Consider the following 24,599-nt stretch of genomic DNA (forward strand, 5'->3'; position numbering starts at 1 on the left):
AGTATTATTGGTGTTCGTTTGATAATAAAAATATTGAGACTGGTCATAGAACTAGGCTATCAAAGCCAAGTTATCAAAGCCATGCAGCATCCTAGCCATCATTAAAATCAACGATAAAAACAACAATGCGGGAAGCCAACGAGATGGTGCGAACAGTGATACTATCTATAACCCTGTGAGCGGTGATTTTATCATTAGCCTATCGCAATAAATAGCCTAAATAGCTGGTAGATAAGCCTTCTTTTATAAAGTGATATAGCATTGTTTAGTTGTGATATTGGATTCATAGCGGCTTAGCTATGTCTCAAAACATAAGAAATCAACTTGCGCATTTTTATATACTTGATTGGTAAGTACTGTCTATCCAGTTATTCATCTTTGGGGCGCTTCTGAGCCTCAGCGATCAACTCATGAATCTTAGCGCTTTCTTTTAGCACACAAGCATCATAGGCAGAAAGTGGCTCAGGTTCTTGCTTACATTCCTCCTCCTGCTCTTGCTTGGCTTTTTCTTCTAGATACTTTTGTAGATCGTCTTGCTCATTTTTTTGAGAGTTATTCATGGCTTATGTCTCCTGATAGTCTGTATTCTTTAATAAAAATCATCCCGACCAGCATACTTCTTATTTAGCGCCTGCAATATCGCATAGGTCTCGCTATCCATATTACCCGTTGGCTGCTGAGCCCTAAAGTGCAGCTGAAACGCATAGACGACATCGCGACTGGCTTTGTCCCACGTATCAGTATCGTTGATTTGATAGCCATACTTGCGAAACGCTTGCTTGATTTCAGGTATCGTGGCCGACGCAAATCCATCTTGATTCATAAAGAATTGCTTATCAAATTCATCATACCAAGCGCCGATACCGTAATCGAAATACAGTCGCTCCCACGGGAACTTTGCACCAGGGTCTATCTTGCGCGAGGGTGCCATATCGGAGTGACCAATGATATTCTTCGGTGAGATGTCATAGCGCGTGGTGATATCTTGCACCAGTTGTGCGACTTTTTTAATCTGCAACTCATCAAATGCCACATAGTGCTCATAAGGGTGATAGTCGAGCGTGCCATTTTTTAGTGCGTCTCGATATTCAGGCTTGATACCGCTATTGACGATCTCGATACCGATAGAGGTATCATTTAATATCGTCCGTCCTGCAAAGCCGCCATCACCTGCATGCCATGCGCGCTCGCTCTCTGGTACGAGGTTATAGATTCTATTGTCATCGTTGTCTAATACTAAATAGTGCGCGCTCACATTGCCTGTGGTCAATGTCTTTATCGAGCGCTCATTATCAGAGACTGTATAGTGCAGGACGATGGTTTTGATGCGCTCGCTTTTGCCAGTTGCTTGGTAGCTATCGCTATCGATTACATACTGCGGCGTTGACGTCGTTACGCAGCCAACGAGCGATAGCATAGAGGATGATATTAATACTGATGCCAATGCAATCGAGGAAATGTTTTTTGCCATGAAATGCTCTATATAGGAAGAGTTGCGGTTATAGCTTCGTTTGCGTTTGCGTTTGCGTTTGATGCTACTGGTGTCTATCTCTCTCGACAGGTAAATGCTATTTGCCGTTAATTAATGACAGAATCAACGTTGGAATTGACTGCGATTTTTTTATAACCAATTGCCCCAAGCAGAATAAAGAATCCTAGCAAGACATAAGCATTAAATGACAGCGCTGCTGGTGAAAATGGTAGCAGTAATAACGATATAAAGACCACACTGATTAATACAGAGAGATAATTTAGCAAACTTGCCTGTTTCTTTTTTCGCTCATTGATGAGGTCAGCGGTCGTGACGTAAGCGAAGCCAACGGTTATACCCAAAGACGCCATTGTCACGATATCGAGTAGGTAGTTTCTACCCAGCCAAGGAGAGAGTAGGCACACCAAGCATATCAATATAACGGTCTTCTGCTTACTGAATTGGTTGTGTTTATCTGTAAATACGCTGGGCAATAATGACGTGTCGCCCATAGACTCTAAGAGTTTAACCGATGACAATATAAAGCCGTTGATACCGCTCATTATCGAGCCAATCATAGCGATCGATAGCAGCCAGATGCCAATGCTACCAATCCGATTGTCTATGCCTTCACCTGTCGCCCAGTGGCTGTCTTTGATCGCTTGATAGTCAAAGCTCATGTTTAGCGCGGTAAAGTAGTTGATTAAAAAGTAAAACAACACACCAGCGATGAGTGAAACTAGGATAATACTTTTGGTCTTGGTTTTTGAATCACTAATCGCTTTTGAAATCTGCGGTGTGGTCTCAAAACCAACATACGCCCACGGTATAACGGCCAAGATAGGTAACCATGCCAGACTGGTAATAGAGCCGCTAGACATATCAGTTGGCAGAAACGCTTGGTTCGTTGGTGTCATCCAAAGTGAGGCAAAAAACAGCGCGGTGACTGATAGAATCATAAAGAGGGCGATATAGAGTTGGATTTTTGCGCCGACTCGTACACCTTTTAGATTGATATAACTGAATAAAATAATAGCCGCGCTGCATAGAGACACTTCACTGGCGTAGACTTCCCAACCAGCAATCGTATACAGATAGCCTAATTGTAAGCCGCTAGGTAACAGATAGCGCAGTAGCAAAGCGACGGCTGATATATTGAGCGCGATAATAGAGATATAGCCTATCGTGACGCCCCAACCATAGATATAGGCATGCTTGCGATTGATGTATTTTTCAATCCAATAGATACCGCCTGACTCGTTCTCTGGCGTTTGAGTCAGCAAATTAATATAGGCACGCGCAACCATATAGATGGCTAAAGTACCGATAATAATAGCAACAGAAGAGCCTAATAGCTGTGACTGTGGCAAAAACAAATCGCCTGGCATGACATAAGCGCCCCAGCCGATGATCGCACCAACGCTAATCGCTATCGCTTGTAGGTAGCTGATACTTCCTGTCTGTTCACTCATGGAGTGCTCCTTCACGATCAAAGATGTAGAAGGAGAGAGTGTTTATTATGGAACTGACATAGAACATGAAAAACCTTGTGACGCCATTACGCAGGGTAGTGGCTATCTTTTATAAATAGAAAAGTCATATTAAAGGTTTTTGTTGAGTGTTACCTTTTCAATCCTGTTGGATTTTTTTAGCCAGAACCTTTTTCCAACTGTCCTCTAAACAGTCAATCGCGAGCCACGGTTCAATAGTATCTGCATCATATTTCTCTTTAGAATTGGCCAATTGCCATAACGTCTTTAATGTCGCAAACGGATAAGGGCGCTCAATCAAATATACGGGTAAATCAGCTTCTATAATGCCATCACGGACGACTTGGAAATACCAGCCAGAGATACCTTGCTTGCTGACCCATGCCGCGATATTTGGTACTTTGGTAAATTGGCCGATTTGGTCATTGATTTTGTAGCAGGGGCGTCGTGGTTGGACGATACGTAACTGAACGCTAGCATCATCATTACTAGTGTCTTGAACACTTTCAAAATCCCCACCGTATTGAAAAACATCACCAATACAAACCGTAGATTCGGTCATTTCAGGCAGACCATTAATAGCTTCAGTCGTTAGGTTTTCTCCTAGCGTACCGACGCGCACTTTCAGGCCAAACTCTGCATTGATTTTTGCATACGTCGCAGGCGCTAGCTGATGCACGGCTTTTAATGGGCCACCATGATGCTTACGGTCAGCTTGTTCATCAGTGGTTAAGCCCATAAAGTTGACGGTGACAGGAGATTTGATAGGTGCTTTATCAATGGCGCTCATTTCCTCACGGGCAAATGGCATAGATTTGCCAGCGCGAACACAAGTGAGGGTAGCGATATGTAAGGGCAAGTCTTGGTTAAAGTCTGTTAGGGTTTGCTCAGGCGATTTTGTTAAGGTTTGCTCAGGTGATGACGTGTTCGATTCTGCGCTCATAAGGTTTCCTAATAGGTAAAATGAATAGGCTAAGGCGGCTTAATTTTGACGGTTTAATTTTAGTGGCTAATAAATATTGATACGAAATGAGCTTATCTGTACTCAATGATGTATTTGATTATACTGGTTCATCACCATAAAATTTACATAAAAAAAGACCAGGATAAGTATTCTGGTCTTTTTGGCGGTACGTTTTTCAATGTTGAACGAATATCGTCACTGACAATCTTATTTGTTTTTGTTACGACGACCCGCAGTTTTCTTTTCGCGCGGCGTAGCAACTAGTTCAGCCAATTGCTCAGGTGATGACCATAGGCCTTCTAGGTCATAAAACTCGCGTGCTTGCGGCGTCATCATATGGACGACAACCGCGCCCAAATCGATCAACGTCCAATCAGAGTCGATGCCGCCTTCACGGCCAAGTGGCATAAAACCAGCTTGCTTAGCTTCAGCGCCGACGCTATCAGCCATCGCACGTACATGACGCTTTGAGGTACCATCAGCGATGATGATGCGCTCTGTTACGTCAGTCAAATCTTCTACATTCATTACAGTGATGTTCTTTGCTTTCATATCATCTAGAGCGCTTTGTACTAGGGTCAAGCATTCTGTTAGGCGTTCTGCAGTCATGGTGTTGGTCATAAATTTTAATCTCTTGAATCGTAAATATGTAAAATAAAGGGGTAAAACGTCAATTTGTCTTATCCGACTGATCATATGTCGTCAGTCACGCATAGAGACAGGATAGGCAAAATGACATAGATAAGGCGATTTTAACGGAATTGAGCAGCAGAATATAGCTGATGGGCGATAATATATTGATAAACAGCAGGATTTAGCCATTTAGCTAATGGATTAGATTCAGTATTGCTAATGATATCATTTATTGATGCTATAGATGCGATTTGCCGTTGAGCGACTGGCATTTTATTTGTTTGATCGTCTAATTTCAGTAGCTGCTCGCGTATTTGTGTGCTTGATACCGCAGTAATAGGTCGCGAATCTATATAAATGCGTCCTTGATTGGCGTTTTTCAAGTCAGTGTTATTTGGGTCAGTGTTATTTGGGTCAGGGCTAGTCGGATCAGTGTTATTTGAGTTTAAGCTATTTGTCGAGTGATGAATAGGTGGAGTTAACAGCTCGATAGGTGAGTCTGTTATATGGGACTGCAATGACAAAGGCAATTGCGATTTTAAGAAATTAACATCTTCCGTAGTCGCTGTACTATTTTTAGAAGATATAATACTGTCAGAAAATTTATCGCTAATGCCATCACTCACATCGGTACTGCTCTGACGATTAAATACCCATAGATTGACATGGTCAGTGAGACGCAATCCATCTTTCCATTTATCCAAACTATGGGCGCTGTCCATACCCATGATAAATATCAAACTGTCATTAGGATATTGCTGTCTTAATGTGCGTACGCTGTCGATCGTATAGACAGGCGGCGCTTGCCATAGCTCCAGCTCATTAATCTGTATCGGTGTATTCTCTGTCGCCAGCTTTAACATCGCTAAACGATGGTTAGGGTCTGTACTTTGCGTCTTAAATGGCGAGCGTGCATTGGGTAATAAGGACACATGCAGTGTGCGCTGTAGCTGCTTGGCTATTGGTAGTAGGTGCTTATAGACAAACATTGCGACTTCTAAATGACCATTATGTACGGGATCGAACGAGCCGCCAAGATAGGCACGAATGGCAGGTTCAGGTGTTTTTTCTTGAGGGCTGTTGCTCATATTTGGCATAAATAAATGTATAAAAGTAGGTATGGCGCAAGTAGTCGTTGATGCACTTTGCTCTTTTACTGGCTGGCCTTTTTAGGGTAAATAACTTGATGATAGCGCTATTGTAGAGGGCAGACGAGCATCTGTCATCATTGTCTGACCCTCCAGTACCAATAAAAAACCGACCATCATAATGATAGTCGGCTTGGTATAGGACTTTAACGGGTAAGTATTACAGCAATTAAATTAGATCGCTATACGCTTGGATAGCGGTTAACGCGATGGTATAGACAATATCGTCGACCAAGGCACCACGTGATAAATCATTCACAGGTTTATTCAGACCCTGTAGCATAGGGCCGACACTGACGACGTTGGCACTACGCTGTACTGCTTTATACGTCGTGTTACCAGTATTGAGGTCAGGGAAGATAAAGACGTTGGCTTGTCCAGCGACAGGTGAGTCAGGTGCTTTTTGCTTACCGACGCTCATGACAGACGCCGCATCATACTGTAGCGGGCCATCGACCTTGAGGTCGGGTGCGCGCTCACGAACTATTTGGGTTGCACGGGCGACTTTTTCGACATCTGCGCCTGCGCCTGATGAGCCAGTAGAGTAGCTGATCATCGCAACTTTTGGATCGATACCAAAGGCAGCAGCAGACTGTGCTGATTGAATAGCAATCTCAGCCAGCTCTTCAGCGTTAGGATCTGGATTAATCGCACAGTCACCATAGACGACCACTTGCTCAGGCAACAGCATAAAGAACACTGATGACACGAGTGAGTATTGCGGTGCGGTCTTGATTAGCTGGAATGCTGGGCGTACTGTATTGGCAGTGGTATGAATCGCACCTGAGACCAGACCGTCGACTTCGTCTAGTTGGAGCATGATAGTACCTAGATAGACCGTGTCTTTTAGGTATTCAGCAGCGACTTCTGCAGTGGTTTTGCCTTTACGGCGCTCTACGACAGCAGCGATATATTTGCTCATATCGAGGTTGTCAGGATCGATAATTTCTAACCCTTCAGGCAGCGTTAGATCACGGTTTTTGGCCACTTGCTCAACGTCACTACGTTTAGCAAGTAATACGCAGTTGGCGATACCACGACTCTGACAGATACAGGCCGCTTCGACCGTACGTGGTTCCGCGCCTTCTGGCAGCACAATACGTTTTTTGGCGTGCTGTGATTTTTTGACCAACTGATGGCGAAATGCTGATGGTGACAGACGCGGCTCATGATTGCGGCTGAAGTATTCTTTAATCCAGCTCAGATCCAAATGCGCTGCCACATAACGAGCCACTTCATCAGCACGTTCTGTATCATCACTCGGAATCTCAGAGCTCATGTGCATCAGACTCTGTACTGTCTCGTAGCTGTCGCTTTCGACACTCATGACAGGGATGCCAGTTTTGAGCGCTGACTGCCAAAGCTCAGCAACTGTATCGCTTGGGGTAATGCCACCTGTCAATACTAGACCTGCCAATGGAATTCCATTGATACAGGCCAATCCAGCGGCTAATAGCAAGTCATCACGATCGCCAGGCACGACCATTAACGTACCACGCTTAAAGACTTCATTGACGCGCGCCACTGAACGAGCGGTTAGGCTGATACGATTGATACGTCGTGTCTTCGCTTCGCCAACATTTAGCCAAGTCGCATCGAGCTCTGTTGCGATATCCCATGTGCGTGGCACAGATAGAGAGTTACTAAAAGGCACTACCCCGATAAGACGGAATACTTCGGTATTAAACGAAGGCGATAGACGCTGAACCTCTTGCAGGAAGTTTGGATCTAAGCTGACAACGGCCTCACCCGGCGCGACAGGTTGATTATCAAACGTGTTCGGCACGTCTTGTACCCGCATCAATATCACACCCAATGTACGTGAATCGATGACACCGCCAAACTCACGGGCATGGACATCCAGTTTGTCTGCTAAATAAGCAGGTTTGCTGATATCAGCGGTACTGACAAATATAATCTTGGCGTCTAGCGCGTGAGCAAGTGCACGGTTGATTTGTGAAGCATAAGAGGTCTCAGTGGTTGGCACCAGACCTTCACAGATAATCACGTCATGACCATCATCGATCGTATGAAAATTGGCAATCACTTCTTCCATCAAGTCATCAAGATTGTCATCGCCTAGCATACGCTCGACGTGTTGACGGCTGATAGAGTCAGGCGGATTTAGTCCAAATGCGTGCATGGTCAATGCGCTTGAGCTGTCTAAGCTGTGCTGTTTGTCTAGCGTATCATCTTGCAAAAACGGCTTCATAAAGCCCGCTTTGATACCGTTATAATCAAAGGCACGAATTAGCCCTAGCGCGGCTGATGTCACACCGATACCGCGACTAATGGGAACAAGTAAAATGGTTTGCATAATGTGTCCTACAATTTATTTTATTTTAGACGTCGAGTCATTTTGAGCAGCATAAGCAATGCAGTATAGAAATGCCAAGCGCTTTATCTTATTTGTTTTCAGCTTTTTAAAAGCGTTTAGAACGATAAGCGCTAGGCATTATAATCAATCGTCTTATACTAATTTCAATGCTTGACGAGTCTCTTGAGCGATACGGTATTCTTCATCTGTAGGAATAACCCACAGCTCGACACTGCTACCTTCTGCTTGGAAGCTGCCTTCTTGACCACCGTACAATCCAGTGTTCTTTTCAGCGTCCATCTTGATACCGAAATGACGCATGACGGCTAAAATACTTGCGCGCGTGGTGACAGAGTTTTCGCCGATACCACCAGTGAATACAATACCGGTAAATTCAGGCAGTGCACAGCTTAAGCTGGCGAGGTATTTACCAGCGCGGTAGCAAAACATCTCGATGGCGAGCTGCGCATCTTTATGGCCTTCGCTCGCGGCTTGCTCAATAGTACGCAAATCATTTGATAGGCCAGAAATACCAAGCAGACCGCTTTCACTATTCAGCATCTTATCCGTTTCTTCTAGACTAATACCGAGCTGACGTTTCAGATGCATATGTAAGCTTGGGTCGACATCGCCGCTACGTGTGCCCATCATCAGTCCCTCAAGCGGGGTCAGGCCCATGCTGGTATCGAGACTTTTGCCATCATATACGGCAGTTGCTGAGCAACCATTGCCTAGATGCGCGGTAATCCAACCATGAGGACCTTTCGCTTCAGTGATTTTGCTAGCACGTTCTGAGACATAAGCATGAGACGTACCATGGAAGCCATAACGACGGATTTTGTGCTCTTCGTATAGATATTTTGGTAACGCATAGCGGAAGGCGACCGGTGGCATAGTTTGGTGAAAGGCGGTATCAAATACCACAACTTGTGGAATGTCAGGATAAATAGCTTGCACCGCTTCAATACCCAAAGCATTTGCAGGGTTATGCAGTGGAGCCAATATCTTTAGACGTTTTACTTCCTCTAACGCATGTTGATCAACACGAACAGCTTGAGAGTATTCACGGCCGCCATGTACCACGCGGTGCCCGACTGCGATAAAGTGATATTGCTCTAGTAGCTCTAGAATTTTTTGTAAGGCGAGTTTGTGACTACCACCAGGAATAGAGATCTCTAACTTATCGCCATTTAGCGTGGTGTGTTTGATACGCGCTGTATCAAGACCTAAGTTTTCGGCAAGACCGGTGATACGAGTAGAGTTGTCATCGCTGATCAACGCGTATTTGATAGAAGACGAACCGCAGTTGAGGACTAAAGTGGGGCTAGTTAGGGTTGATGTTTCGCTGTTCTTATCATCAAAAGTGGTACTTAGGTTGGCGCTCATACTCTATCCTTAGATTGGTTTTTATAAAGGGCAAATCAATTATATCGTTCGTTCGATACAAAAAAGACGTCTATTGCCACGTCCTGTTTTATTATCATCAAATGCTACATCGCTGATATCTCAAATGCTGTAGTAAAGGTCACTGAGACATGATGTCATTATTATATGGAATTGATGAAGTTGATAACCGCCGAGTAAATGAAAATCAGCCATATCTATGCTGATAATATCAAGCAAATATATTGGCGATTTTGTTTATACTTGGGCTACTGTTTCTGACAGTGCTATGCATCCATGCTCATGAGGTAATGCGTATGCATCTCAGGCTAACATCCTATTACCGCCGCAAACTGGGAATATAATGTAACACATTTTTGTTTCTACACCACGACAGGGGTAAGGTTTAAAATGTATGATTAATAAATGGCTAAATATGAAATAAATCAATTATATTCAGTGAGTTATAGAACTGTAAGTGGATAACTTGTATGGGCTACATAGCAGGGCTATGACTCACGAAATTGTAAGAAATGTTGTCGATACACTCATGTGTCATACATTCATATCTAAGCTCGCAGACGATATTACTATAAAAATTCGACTAATGTTTTAGAAAATATCCAACATCACGCAAATTTATTCACCAATCATATTCAGTATTCGTACAGCTTTATGTAATAATGCTATGATGAAAATGGTCATAACGACAGTGCTTTCGTTGCTGGTTTGGCTGTCCATCTATTTTTTATTTATCACGATTTACTATCGTCATTATGCCGTCGTAAGCTCATAGGTTATCTATTATATGTCTACTATACACAGTCCCTCAGCAGCTAAGCATGCTCGCTCGTTTGCTCGTACCAGTCGTCAGGCTGTTGCCACCTTATTTATTGGCAGTGTAGTTATGCTAGGATTCTCAGGCTGCGGGCAAAAAGGCGATCTATATCTGGCAGATGCTAGTAATCAAACGATAGAGGGCAGTGCGTCTGTGCTTGATAGTACTAGCCACCCACAGGATGCAGCCTTTGCAGGTATCGACGATGACAATTATCAAAAAAACCGCTACCTAGAAGAGCAAATGGTGCTACCTGAGCCTAGTACTGATCCCAACGACTATTAATTGCTAAGCTAAGCCAATAGTTAGCGGTTAGATGCTTGTTAATTAACAATTTAACTAATGGTCGATTATTTACTACTGAATTGGCTAAGCAGCTTTGCTACCTAAATTTAAATTTCACCCTTGTTAATCTGATTATATTAGAGATGTTTATATGAGTCATTCTGAACTACCTGCTGACTTAACCGATTCTACTACTGGCGAATCCGTTACTATCCAAACTGAGCAAGGGCTATATGTTGACCCGAAAGCGTTGAGTGCTCACTTGCCAGCGCTAAGCTATCGCGGCGATGCATTGTATATGGAGCAGGTCAGTATTGATGAGCTAGCAAAACAATATGGCACACCATGCTACGTGTATTCAAAGCAAGCAATATTGGATGTTTATCAAGCTTATACTGATAGCTTCGCCAGTCTGAATCATCAAGTATGCTATGCCGTAAAAGCAAACTCTAACCTTGCCGTGCTTGGTGTCTTGGCACAGGCAGGCGCTGGGTTTGACATTGTCTCTCGCGGTGAGCTTATGCGTGTGTTAGCGGCAGGTGGCGCAGCATCACGTGTGGTATTCTCAGGCGTTGGCAAAACATACAGTGATATCGAGTATGCGCTGACTCAAGGTATCGGCTGTTTTAATGTTGAGTCTATTAGCGAGCTGACTTTAATCAATGAAGTGGCAAAGTCACTTGATAAGCCTGCGCCAATCTCGTTACGCGTCAACCCTAACGTCGATGCCAAAACCCATCCATATATTTCAACAGGTCTTAAAGACAACAAGTTCGGCATCACTCACGAAGACGCACTAGCGGTCTATCAGCAAGCGGCCGATTTATCACATATAGATATCGTTGGTATTGATTGTCATATTGGCTCGCAGTTGACTGAGGTAGAGCCATTTGTTGCAGCGTTAGATAAAGTTATTGAGCTGATACATAGCCTGCGTGACGCTGGTATTGAGTTGCAGCATGTTGATTTGGGTGGTGGTTTAGGTGTGCGCTATATTGATGAGACGCCTGTGTCTATCGATGAGTTTGCCCAAGCATTATTGCCAAAACTTAGCGAGCTTGGTTTGACTGTGTTCTTTGAGCCAGGTCGTAGTATCGTTGCCAATGCTGGCGTGCTATTGACTCAAGTTGACGTACTCAAGCCGACTGAGCATAAAAACTTTGCTATCGTTGATGCCGCTATGAATGACTTGATTCGTCCTGCTTTATATCAAGCTGAGATGGCGGTGATTCCAAGTGTACTACCTAGTGCCGGTATCGATACAGATGGTACACAGCCGTGGGATATCGTTGGCGCGATTTGCGAGACGGGTGATTTCTTGGCAAAAGACCGCCTACTGTCATTGGCTACAGGCGATGTACTGGCCATCACAGGTGCAGGTGCTTACGGCTTTACCATGAGTAGTAACTATAACTCACGCCCACGTGCTAGCGAAGTGATGGTGTCTGGCGATAGTCATCAGCTTATTCGCAAGCGCGAAACGATTGAAGCATTATATGCAGATGAAGCATTGTGGCAGGGTAAATAGTATTATAAGAAGCTTTGATGGATGTTGATATGGTCATCGATGGCTGTTTTAATTAAATAGCTTTTTGCTCATAGCTTTATTGATTGAAGAGAACCTATTGTGATAATGACAATGGGTTTTTTTATGACTGGATTTTGAGGAAAGTGTTTTTTAATTAAAGCTGATTCTTAATTGAAGGCAACACCAATCCCAAAAATTAGAGTAGCAAGGAAAACGAGTGCAAGTACTACTCACTGTAGACTAAACAAGTTTGACACCGCTAATCGTATTTTTGGGGATTGGTATTATTATGATTGTATCTGACAGCGTGCTAATATAAGGCATACATAAAAATAGGATAGGACATCAAAGATATGCTAATAGAGTTTACTAAAATGCATGGGTTGGGTAATGATTTCATGGTCATTGATTTAGTGACCCAGCGCTTAGATTTGACCAAGGATTTGGTGCAGTTATTGGGCGATCGTCACCTAGGCATTGGTTTTGATCAATTGCTCGTGGTTGAGCCACCCATGCGCCCTGATGTCGATTTCAGTTATCGTATCTTTAATACTGATGGCACCGAAGTCGAACAATGCGGCAATGGCGCGCGTTGTTTCGCACGCTTTGTGCAAGCACGTAAACTGTCATTTAAGCAGCGTCTACGCGTTGAGACGGCCAGCGGTATTATTTCTCTGACCACTGATCGTTACGGTTGGGTAGATGTCGATATGGGCAAACCTAAATTTGAGCCAGATGAGATTCCATTTAGCCCAAGAGCGACGACCAAAATCCAAAACACCTATCATCTTGATGTAAATGGTACGCCTGTGCAGCTGTACGTTGCCAATATGGGCAATCCGCACGCTGTGATAAAAGTCGATGACGTACTCGATGCTGAGGTCGAGACTCTAGGCAAGGCAATTGAGTCGCATCCGGCATTTCCAGAGCGCGTCAATGTGGGCTTTATGCAAGTGATGAATCAGCGCCATATTCGTTTGCGTGTGTACGAGCGCGGTGTGGGTGAGACGCAAGCTTGTGGAACGGGCGCGTGTGCAGCAGTAGCCGTTGGTATACGTGAAGGCTGGCTCGATGAGGGTGAGGAAGTTCGCGCGCAGCTCTATGGTGGCAGTATGATTATCAAATGGCAGCCAGGCTATTCAGTCACGATGACGGGTCCGACCGCTTTCGTCTATGAAGGTGTATTTAGTCCAGATGGCCTGATGGCACAAGCGGGACTTAAACCCAATGCTGAAGGCTGATAACTGTTGTTAGGCCAATCGTATAAATGCCAAGGATGGTTCTAGTATGGCTATGTCTAATAATAAAGGCAATCAGGCAGCGAACTCAGCACCTTGGCTATCTACTGAGCTGGCCGCCAATATAGAGTCAGACGCTGCCTTACGAGAGCTACTCGCACCTGTGCATCGTTGGCTCAATACATTGTCTGTGCGCAACCATTCGCCGCATACTCTGACCGCTTATTTTGCTGGTTTGAATCAACTGGCGTTATTTTTGCGTGGTAAGCGTTTGACATGGACGCGCTGTGATAAACGGCAACTTGCCCAGCACATCAGTCAACGTCTTGATGAAGACAAGTTAGCGCTTGCCAGTGTCCAGCAAGAGTTGTCTGCGATTCGGCATTTTTATGGTTGGATGATTGAAGAAGAGTTAGCACGTATCAACCCAACCACTGGCTATCAACTTAAACGTAGTCCTAGACCGCTGCCTTCTATCGCTGATGTCGATTTACTGACTCAACTACTCGATCAAGAGATTCCTGATACGCCAGAGCAAGCGCGCTTATGGTTGCGTGACAAGGCCATGTTTGAATTGCTTTACAGTAGCGGCTTGCGTGTTGGGGAATTGGTCGCACTCGATATGGCAGATGTAGATTTGTCTGAGTTACGGGTACGAGTCACGGGTAAAGGAAATAAAACACGCCTAGTGCCATTAGGGATAAAGGCTGCAGAAGCGATTAGTCGCTACCTACCGCATCGTAACCTGTGGGTAGAGCAGATGGATAGCGCATTATTCATCAGTGAAAAGCTTGGCACCAGATTATCAACACGGGCAGTGCAGCAGCGTTTAAAAGTCGCTGCCACTCGTGCAGGTATCGCACAGAATATGTATCCCCATCTATTGCGTCATTGTTTTGCATCACATATGCTGTCAGGCAGTGGTGACTTGCGCGCCGTACAAGAGATGCTCGGGCATAGTGATATTAGCACCACGCAAATTTATACCCACGTTGACTTTGCAAAATTAACGCAGGTTTATGATCGTGCCCATCCACGAGCAACTCATGCTCAAAATGAAGACTCGCTCTAGCAATTAGGCACGAAATCCACTGAATTCCATAATCTATGCCAAACGATGGCAATCAAAAATAGGTAGTTTTTGGCGGCCTTGCTCTTGCGCTTGTTTGTCTAATGACGCCATGATGACGGCATATTGTTTATCCAGTCCACTATCGTCATAGCTTGCGATAACACTACTATCAAACGCTGTAATAGCTGCATGTCCCCATGTCTGACGCGTACTACCATCTTTATAGAGATGATCACCACCTTGCGCTGCGCCAATGACCATACATTGACTATCTAGAGCACGCGCTCGTAACAGCAGCGACCAGTGCGCTTGCCCAGTTAAGTAAGTAAAGGCAGAAGGGGCACTCAATAGTTCAGCACCTGCTTGTCGCAGACGCTGCGCCAATGCTGGGAAGCGCAAATCAAAACATACCATCATGCCGAGTTGATAGACTGTATCGCCTACTGCTAGTGGCGCAATTACGGTCTGCGTACCCGGCTCAAAGGTCGCCGCTTCGTTATAGCTGCCATGCTTATCGGCCACAGTTGCGGTAAACAGATGAATCTTGTCGTAGCGTGCGACACGGGTACCATCTGGTGCAAACAGCTGGCTCACTTGGCGCAATCTACCATCAGGAACGACAGTACCATTAGGGCGATAATGGCAGGGTAACGAGCCTGCTAGTACATGGATACCAGCGGTGCGGGCGTAGTCTGCTATCGTCGCTGATAAGTCGTCAAAACGCTCAGCAGTAGCAGATTGCTGCCCCATGCTGCAGCAGTTCTCAGGCAATACAACAAGCTCAGCCCCTCGGCCTTGTGCATCTATGATAGCGGCTTTGATATCTGCTAAATTATCCTCAACATTCTGCTGGCTGTTCATTTGAATAGCAGCGACGTTAAGTTGATGGTTACTTGAATTCATGACAATATTCCTATTGGGTATGAGCTGTATTGGTCATTTGCCGTAATTTATTTATTATAATATTTTCGCGGTAATGAACAGACTGCTCGTATTTATGGATTGCTCATCCTTGTCAAGATGGTAGTCTACTAGCGATAGCAAACCAAACGTATCCGGACAAAACATAAATTATCATAGCAAAATTGTGGCAAAAAATGCTATCGTCATGTCCTGATAAGATTTATGTCGTTACCTTTACTGACAGAATAAACACAATATCACTAAGATCGGAGTGCAATAAGCCGCCCATGAGTATGTCGTTCGGATTGGCGACCACGCTGAGCAACTCACAAAAGCTAACACCGCAAATGCAGCAAGCCATAAAATTGCTGCAGCTCTCTAGTCTTGAGCTCGCACAAGAGGTTCAGGCAAAGCTAGATAGTAATCCATTACTTGAACGTATCGAAAACGATGACGAATACGACAGTGGTGACGATGAAATAGAGGAGTGGAGCGAGCCGTTGACGCTTGATAGCTGGAATCAAAGTAGCAGTGACTCATTTGACTCAGTACCTACTACCAGTACAGAGTACAGCGGCGATAGTAGCGATAGCTTCAGTGATAGTTTGGATAAGTTACAACAGCCTAATATCGATGATAGTGCAATAGATGTAGATAGCTATAGCAGTTCTGATGCCGATAGCTTTGATATAGGTAGCTTTGACACGGGTAACTATGCCTCCACCGCCACGGGCTCTGGCAATAGTAGGGGTGATGAAGATTTTGATAGTTACCAAGGCGGTACTTCGTCCACCATTCAAGATCATGTGCGCTGGCAGCTGAACTTTAAGCGTCTATCAGAGGCCGATACGCTGATTGCAGAGTATTTAATAGACTCCATGGATGACATGGGCTTTATTCGAATTGATATAGATGAGCTGCTACAGAGCTTTGATACGATGGCAAGTTTCTATCAATGGGATGAGCGCGTTGAAAAAGAAGAAGTCTTGACGGTATTACGTATTATCCAGTCCTGTGATCCAGTTGGCGTAGGGGCGCGTCATTTAAGCGAGTGCTTATCGATTCAGCTATCTAAGCTAGATGCCCGCACCGAATACCTACAAGAAGCCCAAGCGCTGCTATCAGCGAGCGAGCATTTAGTCAGTAATAATATTAAAGCACTGACTGAACGCACAGGGCTTGTACCAGAATACATCACACCTGCACTTACGCTACTACGTACCTTGAACGCTTCGCCAGGGCTGCTGTTTCAGTCTAGCCAGCCTGACTATGCTCAGCCGCCTGAGAGCTATGATATTCCAGATGTGTTGGTCACACCTATTAGAAACAATAAGGCGACAAGTAACTCTGAAGCAGAAGAAGATGGTTGGTATGTACGCCTCAATCCAGACACCCTACCAAAGCTACGCGTAAACCAAGAATATGCCAATCTAGTCAAGCGCGGCGATGACAGCCCTGACAATCAATATCTGCGCGAAAACCTCACCGATGCTCGACTGTTTATTCGTAGTATCGAAGAGCGCAATCAAAACTTACTCAAAGTAGCGACTAGCATTGTACGCTATCAACAAGAGTTCCTGCAGCATGGTGCAACCGCCATGCAACCCCTAATATTAAAGGCAATTGCTGAAGAAGTTGACTTGCATGAGTCGACAGTCTCACGCCTTACCACCAGTAAAACCATCTTGACGCCGCAAGGATTGTTTTCTTTGAAACACTTTTTCTCCTCTCACGTAAGTAGTGCTGATGGAGATATCTCATCGACCGCTATCAGTGCCATGATCAAAAAGCTCATCGCTGACGAAGACCCCAAAAAGCCATTATCAGACAGTCGTATCAAAGATGAGCTGTTAGCAGATGGTATCGATATAGCCAGAAGAACCGTCGCCAAATATCGTGAAGCAATGAATATTGGCTCGTCTACTCAGCGCAAACAGAAATATTAATTATCTAAGATCATCTTTCTACAAGGTTAATGGCTACCTGTCTGTATAGTGTAAACCAGATATAAAAAATAAAATTTTTTGATTATATAGAAACCAAGTAGAAATAATAGGTATTGTTACACTTAATTACAATTTAACAGCTTGCTACTGAGCGATTTTCATGACAAATTAGAGTCATACCAACAACGAACACCAAACGCCGATTTATAGTATTTATTTACAACTAATAAAGGAGACGATAAAAGGATACGTCGACACATTACTAGAGGCGTTGGGATAGTTAGTGGTAAGGCAGGATGACAAGAGCAAGAATGCTATCTCATCTGTTGATTGTAAGTTACAAATAAAAGGACAACAATATGAATGTTTCTATCAGTGGTCATCATATCAGCGTTACAGAAGCTATGGACACAGCAGTACGCGAGAAGCTTGAAAAAGTAGAGCGTCACTTCGATCAGATACAAAGTATTCAAGTGATTTTATCGTTAGACAATAGCGGTGCTAGCGACGGCGGTAAAAAGAGCCATAAAGCTGAAGCAATTATGCGTGTCTCGGGTCAAGAAATGTTTGTCCAAGCGTATGAAGATGATATGTATAAAGCCATTAACGAGATGGCAGACAAGCTAGATAGACAAGTACGTAAATATAAAACCCGTCAAGAGCGCAAAAAGACTCAGGGTGCAGGACGCGATAGTCGCTATCAGGATCTAACCCCTGCAGAAGCAGTACCAGCAGCATAGTTCGAGTCTAAACTTTGAACATTATCGTTACAATCTAGTGAAAGTAGACTAAGAGAATAAAAAATTTATAAGTAGCTACTGCATTAGTTTGTAATTGACGTAAAAAAAGACCTTAACGTGTAATACGTTTAGGTCTTTTTTATCATTAGTAAACTTAGTTAGTAAACTTAGAACGAAAATGAACTAGCTGTCAGCTCAAGCTTATCCGTCTAAACATTATTAACCACCGCCGACGGCTTGTACTACTTCTATATTCATACCTTCTACAATACGTAGTTGAGCAAGCTCGCTTTTTGGCATCAGATCGCCGTCGACTTCTACAGCGTAACGACCCTGACTAAGACCAAGCTCATTGATAACCAGTTGTACAGTCTGATGAGTGGTTTGCAAGCTTTTACCATTGACAGTAATGGTGCTCATATTAAATACTCCCTACTAAATTAAAATTCCTGTTCATTCGCTACGTATCTTTTGCTTTATTACTGATAGTTCGTTGCAGCTGATGCAAAGAGCTAAAAACCACAATGACTATTGAACAGCTCAGTTAACTGAGTCCTTCAATCGAAAAGCGGAAACGGCCAACCATAGCCAACCTGCAATCATAAGAACGCCGCCAATAGGCGTAATCGCACCGAACCAACGCGGTGCACCAAGCGTCATTGCATATAAGCTACCAGCAAAAATGACAATGCCAATTTGTAGTAACCAGGCGGTTGTCTGAGTAATATATTTCAAACGAATCAGTAAGCCAACAAGCAATAATCCTAGCGCATGTACGAACAAATACAGCGTTGCCGTATGCCACCATTCAATCTGCTGCATGCTGACACGGCCTTCTAAACCATGCGCACCAAACGCGCCCAGAGCAACAGCAATAGCCATATTAATTGCTGCAATACCGATCCAATTTAACATTGAACAACTCGTATCATCTTAAGGCTACTGAATATCATCTGGCAAAATCACACTATCAATAGTCATCGCATCACGAATCTTGTCCATGGCATTTTTCTCAATCTGACGGACTCGCTCAGCTGAGATAGAGTAAACCGCAGCTAACTCATGCAAGGTGGATTTTTGCTCAGATAACCAACGCTGCTCGACGATATCGCGTGAACGATCATCTAAAGTGCCCATAGCCGCAATGAGTGCTGATGAGTTGTTTTCTTCCCAATCCGCTTCCTCTAACTGCTCAGCTGGATCAATCCCATCTTCCAAAAATAGCTGAGGGGCATAGCGGCCATCATCATCGTCGCTTGACTGCGCCTCAAACGAAGCATCATAAGAAGTCAGACGTGATTCCATCTCTAACACTTGCTTGCGCGTAACATTCAAGTCATTAGCAATAGCGTCCGCTTCTTCTAGTGTCAGCTGATTATTGGTCTTCTTAAGGCTACGCAAGTTAAAGAACAGTTTACGATGAGCCTTGGTAGTCGCAACTTTCACAATACGCCAGTTGCGAATCACAAACTCATGAATTTCAGCTTTAATCCAATGTACGGCAAAGGATACTAGACGTACGCCTTTATTCGGGTCAAAACGTTTGACGGCTTTCATCAATCCTAAGTTACCTTCTTGGATTAAATCTGCTTGCGGCAATCCATAGCCCGAGTAACTACGTGCGATATGAATCACAAAACGTAAATGCGACATCACCAGTAGACGAGCGGCTTCAACATCACCTTCATCATAATAGCGATGCGCCAACTCTTGCTCTTGTACCGGCGTCAAAATAGGAATTTGATGGACAGTATTGATATACGCACCCAAGTTGACCCCTGGCGCTGACAAGTGAGTTGGCATAGCTGGTACTAAATCGCGCGTACTGGTATTGCCCAATGTACTCGCGTCATAAGGTGGTCGCTGAGCAGCGGCCTTTAATGCAGCATCGCGTGCATCATTTTTTGTAGGAGCTGAGCCATCTTTTTTATTTGTATTTACAGCATCAGTAGAAGTATTAGCCATATTCTTGACCTTGGTTAAATAGTTAAGCAAATAGTCAGATAAAAATCTTTATGATTTAATTGTAAAGGATAGCAGCGCTTAGTTGCTATCAGTTTTGGTAATGATGAAGTGATATATTGTAGCGAAACGCTGTAATGATGTGCCATCAACTGACGAGTGGTCAGTAACTTCATTGACCACTAGCTTTAAATAATCTGCCGACTGTGATTGCTGACTTTGTCGACAGAACGCTGTGATATCAGCTTGCGAGTTAGGGTCAGTTGCAACCACATACAGTGATTCGCCAACTGTTACGTCACGTAATGCGACCTTAGTTTTTAACAATGGCATCGGGCATGCAAGACCGCGTCCATCAACGAAACCTTTTATATTTAGTTCAGATTGCGCTGTAGCTACATTATCTGAGTTATGACTTTCAATCGGTAGCAGCTCTAGTAAACCCGCAATATCGTTCTGCTGTGCAGCAGTTAAATTCGCTGATAACTGTATAGAATGCGATACACGTTCGATAACTAATTTACTAGCAGCGGGCATAACTTAAACCTTGTAGATATCTATATTTTAATTTGTTTTATTAGCAATAGGCTCTGATACTGAGTACGAACATAATCTATCAATCATAACTTAGGAGGTCGGTATCACAGTCATCTAAACCTACTATCATTGTTGCTTATTATACCAAATAGATAATGTATAGTTGCAGTTGAATATAATCAACGCTGTGTTCGGTTCACTAGAATCATATAACCAAGAGTTGCACGATTAGCAATTGGCCTATTAGTAGTTATACGATTGAGACTTACTGCATAAATAATGGCCCAATGAATAATTACACAGCCATGTTGCGCAATCGTGACGGGTGGCTAAGTTATTGGTAGTTAAGTTCATTGTAGAATTGACCTTGTATAAACAAGCTCGTATAGTCGAAAAGACGTCGTTAACCATCTTATAGGATATGCACTTGTACCACGCTCATAGAACGAAGCGACCTAACAGCAACAGCTCTTTAGTAGCCAAAAAATCTGTAGGCTTGCCACTTATGCTGTCTAAGCAAAAAGGTAAACGTCATTTCATGAGTTTAGCTTTGCCAAATAGTATCAAGGTAGGACTATCAATGATGCTGCTAGCCATGGCCAGCGGTGCATATAGTCGTGAGAGCCAAATGCTGCCATTGGCTGATAGCTCGTGGCAAGTCACAGATCCGCAAACACTAGAGCTACCAAATCTGCGCGGGCAAGGCTTGAGCTTTGCTGAGCAATATCAGAATAAAATGCTTGGCGAATGGTCATTACAGAATATCAATGGCCGCGTCAGAATGGAGCATGATCCTTGGGTACAAGAAACGATAAAAGACATGACATGGCGTCTCAATGCCCAAGCTCGTCAGCAAGCACCGCTTGGCGTTGTTATCATTGATAATCCTAGTATTAATGCCTTTGCAGCGCCTGGTGGCGTAATCGGTATCAATACTGGGACGATACTGTCAGCTAGTAGCATGGATGAGCTGGCAAGCGTTGTCGCGCATGAAGTTGCGCATATCAGTCAACGGCATTACGAAAGCGGCGCTGACGAACGTAAAAAAGCCTTGCTGATGCAGCTAGGCGGTATGCTAGCTGCGATTGCTGCCTCAGCTGTCGATGGTGATGCCGCTGCGGCTGTGATGATGGGCAGTCAGACAGCCTCTATGAATAGCAGCATGGCGTTTAGCCGTAGTAACGAACGCGAGGCTGACCGAGTAGGGATGCAGATTATGACCCAAGCGGGTTATGATCCTCGGGCGATGCCACGGTTCTTTGCCACGATGAATCAACAGAGTCAGTTAAATCAAGTTGAGAATCAATTCTTACCGAGTTTTGTACGCTCACATCCTCTGAGTAACGAGAGGTTGAGCGAGTCACAAAGTCGCGCCCAGCAGCATCCAGCGCTCTCATTGAGCCAGCAGCAGCGCCATCAAGCATTGTTTGATTTACTGTATTGGCGTGTGCAAGTGACTGGTAAACACGCATCCGAAGTGACGTTGACAACGGCCGCCAAAAACAGTCTTGGGGCCAAACTTGCGCTAATGCATTGGTATGGAGAGCAGCAGCGTTTTACAGATGCCAACAAGGTATTGGCCGAGATAAATGCGTTATCAAGCACGCAGCGTCAAAATTTAGAACCTTTATTGTCGATTACCCACAGTCAGCTATTGAGTGAACAAGGTAAATGGCAACAAACCGTAGATGTATTGGAGAGCCAACAGCGCCTATATCCTGAGCGCCGTGATTTACGTCTTTATCTGGCCGAAGCGCTGACTAATAGTAATCAACCGATAAAAGCACAAGCGCTGTTGAAGCCACTAACAGAACAGCAGCCAAGCGACCGTTATGCATGGCAAAGCTTGCAACTCGCCAATGAAAAACTTGCTAAGACAACCACCTCACCACAGTTAGCCAATATCGCGACGATTAATGCATTGCGCTATCGCAGTTATGATCAGCTATGGAATGGACGCTATGAGAGTGCGCTGACCTCTTTGACGCAAGCCAAACAATTGACGGAAAATCTGCAAACCACAGATCAGGCCAATAGTGCGCGTCCGTTATTGGCCAATATTAATGCAGAACTCAAAGCAATAAAAACCGCCCAAGACTTTAAGCCTTAGACGGTTATTTGTACAGATTAGCCTGCCAATCAATAGCAAGTGCTAGCCTTGTAGCGCTTCTTTGACCATTTTAGAAATCAAAGCAGGATCAGCACGGCCAGCTGTTTTATTCTTCAACACACCCATGACGCTGCCCATATCGCGCATAGACGTCGCACCTTGCTCAGCGATTTCAGCATTTACCAATGCCATGATCTCGTCTTGATTCATTTGCTGCGGCATAAACTCGTTGATGATATCAATCTCAAACTGCTCTTTGGTGGCTAAGTCATCACGGCCATTTTCTGTAAAAATAGTTAGTGACTCTTGGCGCTGCTTTAGCTGTTTTTGCAAAACTTCTAATACTTGGGCATCATCAAGTTCTGTTTGACGGTCAATCTCGATTTGTTTCACTACTGACTGTACGTTGCGCAGTACTTTGACGCGCTCAAGCTCACGAGCTTTCATTGAAACTTTGATATTATCTGATAACGTCTGTTTAAGTTGGCTCACTGCTATTATCCTTATCGATCTGTTAAATGCTATTCGTTAGAGGTCGTTTGTTAAATTTTTAGAACAAAACCTGCTGATAGTGGTTTTAATAAAAAATTATGTCAGCAGTAATAACAAAAATTGTAGCATAAAAAACGCCACTGATATCGATTGATAACAGTGGCGTTAGTGTAGCGCTTGTACTTAGCTAATCAGATTACTGATTAGTACATACGAGTGGTACGAATAGTTTCGCGTTGTAACTTCTTCTTATAACGCTTTACGGCAGCAGCTTTTTTACGCTTACGTACTTGCGTTGGTTTTTCATAAAACTCACGCTTACGTACGTCTGATAATACACCAGCTTTTTCACAAGCACGTTTGAAACGACGGATAGCGATATCAACTGGTTCGTTTTCTTTAACCTTAACTGCAGGCATGAAGACTCCTCGATTAGGATGAGATATAAGGGCATTAGTTTGGCTGTGTATTAGTATTTAGCCGTAATATCTCAAGATTACAGGCATCAGCTCAAACTAGGACAATTCTCACGCATTAGCGTAAGGGCAGGTATTTTAATAAAAAATACCAACAAAGTCAATGATTTTAAGCGTTTATTGCCGATAAGGTATTCAATTAGATAGCTATTTGAATTTGGCTCTCAAACTATGAATTCGACATATATACAACGCTTTATCAATAAAAAATCCCTACCGTCTATAACGGTTTGATTGGAGTTTATGCTATGATAATTCCCATATTATAGGGTCTATTGAACATTCAAATATTAGGACTGCTGATGGCTAAAGTTACACCAAACTAGGCGAAAACCGACGATAATGTCGAGACCTTAGCTAGGTTTTCAACAACGGTTGGGGTAATTTTAGCATCAGCCTTTCAGGGCAGTACTCTTTTTTGTCAATATATGGCGAAATAGTTTGACCTAGAATGACTAGGCTTCAACAATTTTACTGCATTTTGTCTAAAAAATAGTGACTGCCAGCACCCCATTTGAAAGTTCAATAGACCCTAGTAAGCCTATGAACCGTTTTGTGTGTATTTTATTGAGGATGTTGGAATGAAAAAAACAGTATTTAACACGGCATTAAGCACCGCACTTATCGTAGCTTTAGGTGTGAGCGTGAGCGCTTGTAGTGGCGGCGAAGAGCATGAAGAAGTAATGGCAATCGATCGCGTTGACGAAGCTGCTGAACTTGCCATCAAAAATGCGCCACCAGCTGAAGAAATGGAATTCCCAGAGACAGCACTAATGCCAGCGGCTGATGCAGCGGGTACAGAAGCTGACGGTACAGCTACTGCTGAAGCAGGAACGGCTGACGCTGATACTGCAGAAGCAGCAGCTACCGATAATGCGGATACTACCGCTGCTCCTACTGACAGCGCTGATATGGCGGCTACTGACGATACAGCTGCAGCCATTGCTGAATAATTTAGTGGTTAATGGACTATTAACTCAATGGACTATTAAACAGTCGTTGGTCGTATATGTAAGTAATTTAAGCTGATATAACGTATCACTAATTGATTGCAGACTGACTAAGT

General features: G+C 43.9%; 23 protein-coding genes. 8 read left to right on the top strand and 15 right to left on the bottom strand.

Annotated features, from left to right (window positions below; genetic code table 11):
* Nucleotides 1-368: 368 nt before the first annotated feature.
* From CXF62_RS12735 to CXF62_RS12770, 8 genes are all read right to left on the bottom strand, one after another.
* On the bottom strand, nucleotides 369-560 hold the full coding sequence (locus CXF62_RS12735) for a hypothetical protein (protein WP_102094656.1): 192 nt from the start codon (nucleotides 558-560) through the stop codon (nucleotides 369-371).
* 29 nt (nucleotides 561-589) lie between these two features.
* On the bottom strand, nucleotides 590-1,471 hold the full coding sequence (locus CXF62_RS12740; protein WP_102094657.1) for an N-acetylmuramoyl-L-alanine amidase: 882 nt from the start codon (nucleotides 1,469-1,471) through the stop codon (nucleotides 590-592).
* A gap of 107 nt (nucleotides 1,472-1,578) precedes the next feature.
* Nucleotides 1,579-2,943, bottom strand: a complete 1,365-nt coding sequence (locus tag CXF62_RS12745; RefSeq protein WP_102094658.1) for an APC family permease — start codon at nucleotides 2,941-2,943, stop codon at nucleotides 1,579-1,581.
* 157 nt (nucleotides 2,944-3,100) lie between these two features.
* The gene (locus CXF62_RS12750; protein WP_228153248.1) at nucleotides 3,101-3,772 is read right to left on the bottom strand and encodes an MOSC domain-containing protein; all 672 of its coding nucleotides are present in this window, start codon (nucleotides 3,770-3,772) and stop codon (nucleotides 3,101-3,103) included.
* 360 nt (nucleotides 3,773-4,132) lie between these two features.
* Nucleotides 4,133-4,546 (bottom strand): ribosome silencing factor, encoded by a 414-nt coding sequence (gene rsfS / locus CXF62_RS12755; RefSeq protein ID WP_102094660.1) that lies wholly within the window; start codon nucleotides 4,544-4,546, stop codon nucleotides 4,133-4,135.
* Nucleotides 4,547-4,677: 131 nt separating this feature from the next.
* Nucleotides 4,678-5,646, bottom strand: a complete 969-nt coding sequence (locus tag CXF62_RS12760) for a nicotinate-nicotinamide nucleotide adenylyltransferase (RefSeq protein ID WP_228153240.1) — start codon at nucleotides 5,644-5,646, stop codon at nucleotides 4,678-4,680.
* A 229-nt stretch (nucleotides 5,647-5,875) separates the two neighbouring features.
* Nucleotides 5,876-8,023, bottom strand: a complete 2,148-nt coding sequence (pta, locus tag CXF62_RS12765) for a phosphate acetyltransferase (protein ID WP_102094662.1) — start codon at nucleotides 8,021-8,023, stop codon at nucleotides 5,876-5,878.
* Between the two features lie 153 nt (nucleotides 8,024-8,176).
* The gene (locus CXF62_RS12770) at nucleotides 8,177-9,409 is read right to left on the bottom strand and encodes an acetate/propionate family kinase (protein WP_102094663.1); all 1,233 of its coding nucleotides are present in this window, start codon (nucleotides 9,407-9,409) and stop codon (nucleotides 8,177-8,179) included.
* Between the two features lie 805 nt (nucleotides 9,410-10,214).
* On the opposite strand from CXF62_RS12770, the gene lptM reads away from it, so the two are divergent.
* From lptM to CXF62_RS12790, 4 genes are all read left to right on the top strand, one after another.
* Nucleotides 10,215-10,529, top strand: coding sequence for an LPS translocon maturation chaperone LptM (gene lptM, locus CXF62_RS12775; RefSeq protein ID WP_102094664.1), 315 nt, complete (start codon nucleotides 10,215-10,217; stop codon nucleotides 10,527-10,529).
* 298 nt (nucleotides 10,530-10,827) lie between these two features.
* Nucleotides 10,828-12,057: a diaminopimelate decarboxylase gene (gene lysA, locus CXF62_RS12780; RefSeq protein ID WP_185156662.1), complete on the top strand. Its 1,230-nt coding sequence runs from the start codon at nucleotides 10,828-10,830 to the stop codon at nucleotides 12,055-12,057.
* A 353-nt stretch (nucleotides 12,058-12,410) separates the two neighbouring features.
* On the top strand, nucleotides 12,411-13,298 hold the full coding sequence (dapF, locus tag CXF62_RS12785) for a diaminopimelate epimerase (protein WP_102094666.1): 888 nt from the start codon (nucleotides 12,411-12,413) through the stop codon (nucleotides 13,296-13,298).
* A gap of 46 nt (nucleotides 13,299-13,344) precedes the next feature.
* On the top strand, nucleotides 13,345-14,367 hold the full coding sequence (locus CXF62_RS12790; protein WP_102094667.1) for a tyrosine recombinase XerC: 1,023 nt from the start codon (nucleotides 13,345-13,347) through the stop codon (nucleotides 14,365-14,367).
* A 33-nt stretch (nucleotides 14,368-14,400) separates the two neighbouring features.
* On the opposite strand, the gene CXF62_RS12795 is transcribed toward CXF62_RS12790, so the two are convergent.
* A complete protein-coding gene (locus CXF62_RS12795; RefSeq protein ID WP_102094668.1) occupies nucleotides 14,401-15,270 on the bottom strand; it encodes a nitrilase-related carbon-nitrogen hydrolase in 870 nt (289 codons plus the stop codon).
* 287 nt (nucleotides 15,271-15,557) lie between these two features.
* Between CXF62_RS12795 and rpoN the strand changes: the two genes are divergently transcribed.
* Both rpoN and hpf read left to right on the top strand, forming a co-directional pair.
* Complete coding sequence (rpoN, locus tag CXF62_RS12800) at nucleotides 15,558-17,216, top strand: RNA polymerase factor sigma-54 (protein ID WP_102094669.1); 1,659 nt, start codon at nucleotides 15,558-15,560, stop codon at nucleotides 17,214-17,216.
* Between the two features lie 359 nt (nucleotides 17,217-17,575).
* Nucleotides 17,576-17,956, top strand: a complete 381-nt coding sequence (gene hpf, locus CXF62_RS12805; protein ID WP_057758130.1) for a ribosome hibernation-promoting factor, HPF/YfiA family — start codon at nucleotides 17,576-17,578, stop codon at nucleotides 17,954-17,956.
* A gap of 219 nt (nucleotides 17,957-18,175) precedes the next feature.
* On the opposite strand, the gene thiS is transcribed toward hpf, so the two are convergent.
* The 4 genes from thiS to CXF62_RS12825 all read right to left on the bottom strand — a co-directional run bounded on the left by thiS (nucleotide 18,176) and on the right by CXF62_RS12825 (nucleotide 20,455).
* A complete protein-coding gene (thiS, locus tag CXF62_RS12810; RefSeq protein ID WP_102090834.1) occupies nucleotides 18,176-18,376 on the bottom strand; it encodes a sulfur carrier protein ThiS in 201 nt (66 codons plus the stop codon).
* A 120-nt stretch (nucleotides 18,377-18,496) separates the two neighbouring features.
* Nucleotides 18,497-18,871 (bottom strand): DUF423 domain-containing protein, encoded by a 375-nt coding sequence (locus CXF62_RS12815; protein ID WP_102094670.1) that lies wholly within the window; start codon nucleotides 18,869-18,871, stop codon nucleotides 18,497-18,499.
* 24 nt (nucleotides 18,872-18,895) lie between these two features.
* Nucleotides 18,896-19,759: an RNA polymerase sigma factor RpoH gene (gene rpoH, locus CXF62_RS12820; RefSeq protein ID WP_197099889.1), complete on the bottom strand. Its 864-nt coding sequence runs from the start codon at nucleotides 19,757-19,759 to the stop codon at nucleotides 18,896-18,898.
* A 240-nt stretch (nucleotides 19,760-19,999) separates the two neighbouring features.
* Entirely contained in the window at nucleotides 20,000-20,455 is a 456-nt protein-coding gene (locus CXF62_RS12825; RefSeq protein ID WP_102094671.1) for a sulfurtransferase TusA family protein, read from the bottom strand.
* Nucleotides 20,456-20,882: 427 nt separating this feature from the next.
* Here CXF62_RS12825 and CXF62_RS12830 point away from each other — a divergent pair, with 427 nt between their 5' ends.
* Nucleotides 20,883-22,565: a M48 family metalloprotease gene (locus CXF62_RS12830; RefSeq protein WP_228153241.1), complete on the top strand. Its 1,683-nt coding sequence runs from the start codon at nucleotides 20,883-20,885 to the stop codon at nucleotides 22,563-22,565.
* A gap of 42 nt (nucleotides 22,566-22,607) precedes the next feature.
* Here CXF62_RS12830 and CXF62_RS12835 read toward each other — a convergent pair whose 3' ends face one another.
* On the bottom strand, nucleotides 22,608-23,057 hold the full coding sequence (locus tag CXF62_RS12835; protein ID WP_102094673.1) for a GatB/YqeY domain-containing protein: 450 nt from the start codon (nucleotides 23,055-23,057) through the stop codon (nucleotides 22,608-22,610).
* Between the two features lie 203 nt (nucleotides 23,058-23,260).
* Nucleotides 23,261-23,476, bottom strand: coding sequence for a 30S ribosomal protein S21 (gene rpsU / locus CXF62_RS12840; RefSeq protein WP_010195908.1), 216 nt, complete (start codon nucleotides 23,474-23,476; stop codon nucleotides 23,261-23,263).
* Nucleotides 23,477-24,114: 638 nt separating this feature from the next.
* On the opposite strand from rpsU, the gene CXF62_RS12845 reads away from it, so the two are divergent.
* A complete protein-coding gene (locus CXF62_RS12845; RefSeq protein WP_102094674.1) occupies nucleotides 24,115-24,486 on the top strand; it encodes a hypothetical protein in 372 nt (123 codons plus the stop codon).
* Nucleotides 24,487-24,599: the final 113 nt, after the last annotated feature.

It is taken from the genome of Psychrobacter sp. MES7-P7E (assembly GCF_002863645.1).
In the GTDB taxonomy this organism is placed as follows: domain Bacteria; phylum Pseudomonadota; class Gammaproteobacteria; order Pseudomonadales; family Moraxellaceae; genus Psychrobacter.

Bases quoted from the DNA above. Each gene is read 5' to 3' on its own strand.
- CXF62_RS12735 (WP_102094656.1), bottom strand. From the start codon at position 560: ATGAATAACTCTCAAAAAAATGAGCAAGACGATCTACAAAAGTATCTA.
- CXF62_RS12740 (WP_102094657.1), bottom strand. From the start codon at position 1,471: ATGGCAAAAAACATTTCCTCGATTGCATTGGCATCAGTATTAATATCA.
- CXF62_RS12745 (WP_102094658.1), bottom strand. From the start codon at position 2,943: ATGAGTGAACAGACAGGAAGTATCAGCTACCTACAAGCGATAGCGATT.
- CXF62_RS12750 (WP_228153248.1), bottom strand. From the start codon at position 3,772: ATGCCATTTGCCCGTGAGGAAATGAGCGCCATTGATAAAGCACCTATC.
- rsfS (WP_102094660.1), bottom strand. From the start codon at position 4,546: ATGACCAACACCATGACTGCAGAACGCCTAACAGAATGCTTGACCCTA.
- CXF62_RS12760 (WP_228153240.1), bottom strand. From the start codon at position 5,646: ATGAGCAACAGCCCTCAAGAAAAAACACCTGAACCTGCCATTCGTGCC.
- pta (WP_102094662.1), bottom strand. From the start codon at position 8,023: ATGCAAACCATTTTACTTGTTCCCATTAGTCGCGGTATCGGTGTGACA.
- CXF62_RS12770 (WP_102094663.1), bottom strand. From the start codon at position 9,409: ATGAGCGCCAACCTAAGTACCACTTTTGATGATAAGAACAGCGAAACA.
- lptM (WP_102094664.1), top strand. From the start codon at position 10,215: ATGTCTACTATACACAGTCCCTCAGCAGCTAAGCATGCTCGCTCGTTT.
- lysA (WP_185156662.1), top strand. From the start codon at position 10,828: ATGGAGCAGGTCAGTATTGATGAGCTAGCAAAACAATATGGCACACCA.
- dapF (WP_102094666.1), top strand. From the start codon at position 12,411: ATGCTAATAGAGTTTACTAAAATGCATGGGTTGGGTAATGATTTCATG.
- CXF62_RS12790 (WP_102094667.1), top strand. From the start codon at position 13,345: ATGGCTATGTCTAATAATAAAGGCAATCAGGCAGCGAACTCAGCACCT.
- CXF62_RS12795 (WP_102094668.1), bottom strand. From the start codon at position 15,270: ATGAATTCAAGTAACCATCAACTTAACGTCGCTGCTATTCAAATGAAC.
- rpoN (WP_102094669.1), top strand. From the start codon at position 15,558: ATGAGTATGTCGTTCGGATTGGCGACCACGCTGAGCAACTCACAAAAG.
- hpf (WP_057758130.1), top strand. From the start codon at position 17,576: ATGAATGTTTCTATCAGTGGTCATCATATCAGCGTTACAGAAGCTATG.
- thiS (WP_102090834.1), bottom strand. From the start codon at position 18,376: ATGAGCACCATTACTGTCAATGGTAAAAGCTTGCAAACCACTCATCAG.
- CXF62_RS12815 (WP_102094670.1), bottom strand. From the start codon at position 18,871: ATGTTAAATTGGATCGGTATTGCAGCAATTAATATGGCTATTGCTGTT.
- rpoH (WP_197099889.1), bottom strand. From the start codon at position 19,759: ATGCCAACTCACTTGTCAGCGCCAGGGGTCAACTTGGGTGCGTATATC.
- CXF62_RS12825 (WP_102094671.1), bottom strand. From the start codon at position 20,455: ATGCCCGCTGCTAGTAAATTAGTTATCGAACGTGTATCGCATTCTATA.
- rpsU (WP_010195908.1), bottom strand. From the start codon at position 23,476: ATGCCTGCAGTTAAGGTTAAAGAAAACGAACCAGTTGATATCGCTATC.
- CXF62_RS12845 (WP_102094674.1), top strand. From the start codon at position 24,115: ATGAAAAAAACAGTATTTAACACGGCATTAAGCACCGCACTTATCGTA.